General features: G+C 68.3%; 1 protein-coding gene. It reads right to left on the bottom strand.

Annotated elements, in window-relative coordinates; genetic code table 11:
* The coding region (locus HUK84_RS14380; RefSeq protein WP_246285698.1) for an Rne/Rng family ribonuclease at nt 1-2,002 on the bottom strand (2,002 nt) is incomplete at its 3' end.
* Nucleotides 2,003-2,737: the final 735 nt, after the last annotated feature.

Raw genomic sequence — 2,737 nt, 5'->3', positions numbered from 1 at the left:
GGCGATGATCGGTGCCCTCTTCGCCTTCTCCCTCGGCGGCGGACGGCGCGGCTTCGGCCGGGGTCGTTCCGGCCCGAACGGCTTTACCCTGGGCGGCTTCGCCCAGAGCGGCTTCACCCTGGATGGTTTCACCCTGAGGCGTTTCGGCCGGCGCGGCGGGCAGGATCGGGATTTCGCGGACCTGGCCGGATTGCGCGGCCTCGGCGGGGACCGGCTGCGGTGCCACCGGTTCGAACCGCTCGGTCTGCGGACGGGTGCGTTCGATGCGGACCTGCGACGGCGCCAGGCTGGGGTCGGGCGCGAAGGCGACGCGCATCTTGTGGCGCTTTTCGATTTCGTCCAGCCAGACGCGCTTGTTGTTCAGGATATAGAGCGCGATCTCGGCGGCGACATGCACCATGATCTCGGCCGCGCGGCGGCGCGCGCCTTCTTCCTCGATCGCGCGCAGCACGTGCAGGGTCGCGCTTTCGGTGCCGCGGATGATGCCGGTGCCCTGGCAGTGCGGGCAGGGGGTGAAGGTGGATTCCGTGATCGACGGGCGCAGGCGCTGGCGCGACATTTCCAGCAGGCCGAAATGCGAGATCGCGCCGACCTGGATGCGCGCGCGGTCGGTGCGCAGCGCGTCCTTCAGCCGCCGCTCGACCATCGCATTGTGCTTGCGGCTTTCCATGTCGATGAAGTCGATGACGATCAGGCCCGCCAGGTCGCGCAGGCGCAATTGCCGGGCGACTTCCTCGGCGGCTTCGAGATTGGTGCGCAGCGCGGTCTCTTCGATATTGCGCTCGCGCGTCGCGCGGCCCGAATTGACGTCGATCGCGACCAGGGCCTCGGCCTGGTTGATGACGAGGTAGCCGCCCGAGCGCAACTGCACGGTGGGCGAGAGCATCGAGTCCAGCAGGCCCTCGACATTGAAATGCGAGAACAGCGGCTGGGCGCCGTTCTGCCAGCATTTCACCTTCTGCGCGCTCTGCGGCATCAGCATGCGCATGAATTCGCGGGCCGATTTCCAGCCGGCCTCGCCATCGACCAGGATCTCGCCCACGTCGCGGGTGTAGATGTCGCGGATGGCGCGCTTGATGAGGCTGGCTTCCTCATAGATCAGCGCGGGCGCCATCGAGCGCATCGTGTGGTCGCGGATATCGTCCCACAGCCGCAGCAGATATTCGCAGTCGCGCATGATCTCGGGGCGCGGCCGCTGGGCGCCGGCGGTGCGCACGATCATGGCCATGCCGCGGGGGATCTGCAGTTCGGCGATCACGTCCTTGAGCCGGCGGCGGTCGGCCACCGAGGTGATCTTGCGCGACACCCCGCCGCCGCGCAGCGAGTTGGGCATCAGCACGCAGTAGCGGCCGGCCAGCGAGATGTAGGTGGTCAGCGCGGCGCCCTTGTTGCCGCGTTCCTCCTTGACGACCTGCACCAGCAGGACCTGGCGGCGGCGGATGACTTCCTGGATCTTGTAGCTGCGCAGGAAGCGGGCGATGCGGCGCTGGACCGCGCCTTCCTCGCCGGTATCGGTCTCGCCGCCGACCGTCTCGGGCAGGGGCTCCGGCTCGGGCTGGGCGGCCTCGTCGTCGGTCGCCACCAGTTCGGCGGTGCCGGAGACGGATTCCGGGACGGATTCCGAGCCGGACTCCAGGCCGGTTTCGGCGTCGGTTTCAGAGCCGGGCCCGGCTTCGGCGAAATCGTCCTGAAGCTGGGCCTCGTCGGCGCGGGCTTCTTCTTCCTGCAGGGCGAGCAGGCGCTCGCGGTCGGCCACCGGGATCTGGTAGTAGTCCGGATGGATCTCGCTGAAGGCCAGGAAACCGTGGCGGTTGCCGCCATATTCGACGAAGGCGGCCTGCAGGCTGGGCTCGACCCGGATCACCTTGGCCAGGTAGATATTGCCCTTGAGCTGCTTCTTGGCCGATGCCTCGACGTCGTAATCTTCGAGCCTGTTACCATCCATCACGACCACGCGGGTTTCTTCCGCGTGGGTCGTGTCGATCAGCATGCGCTTGTTCATAAAAAACGGAACTCCGGTATGCCCGGTCCCGGCCTCTGTCCGGCGTCCGCATCGGGGGCGGACGGAGGCGGCGGGCGGAAGGGGCAAAAACAGTCGGGGGGAACATGATGAATCCAGAAACCGTTGCGGCGGAGCCCGCGCGGCCGTGATCAGCGCGCGCCGCCAGGGGCGCGGGCTGGGTCAAACGGTCTTCGGACGCGGGTCGCGTGGCGTTCATCCATCCTCATCAAACGATGACGCGCGGCCGTGCATCGTCTGGCCGCATCGTCGCATATATGGCGTCGTCATCCGCCGTCCGGCCTTGCGGCCGGGGCGGAGCGGCAGCCGGTTCCGTCGGCGTGGGCGGCCCGGCCGTCCAGGATGTCAGTCCCCTGGGCGTCGGGCGCCACGCCCCGATGGGACCGGCCGGCCGGATGGGTCCGGTCATGCCGCGCGTGCCTCTTTCAGGCGTCGATCGGCGCGGACCCATCACGAGTACAGCATGACCCAACTGCGCCCCCGCTGCAAGCGCCCCTCGGGGGGCAGCCGGGTTTCGTCATCGGGGTTGACGGCCGGTACCAATGATTGCGTGCAAACCGTTGATATGCTGACGACGCGCGCGATTCCTGCTAGATGAGGGGTGGGATCGGCAATGGAGACCGGTTTTGCATGTTCCAATATCGTTCCGACGGCGCGGCGGCGCCGGGCAGGCAGGCTGAGGGGCGCCGCCGGGTGCTGCTGGCGGGGCTGGCGGCG

Source organism: Nguyenibacter vanlangensis (assembly GCF_013376155.1).
Taxonomy (GTDB): domain Bacteria; phylum Pseudomonadota; class Alphaproteobacteria; order Acetobacterales; family Acetobacteraceae; genus Gluconacetobacter; species Gluconacetobacter vanlangensis.
The sequence above is the reverse complement of the archived record's forward strand: the minus strand, read 5'-3'. Positions and strand labels throughout refer to the sequence as shown.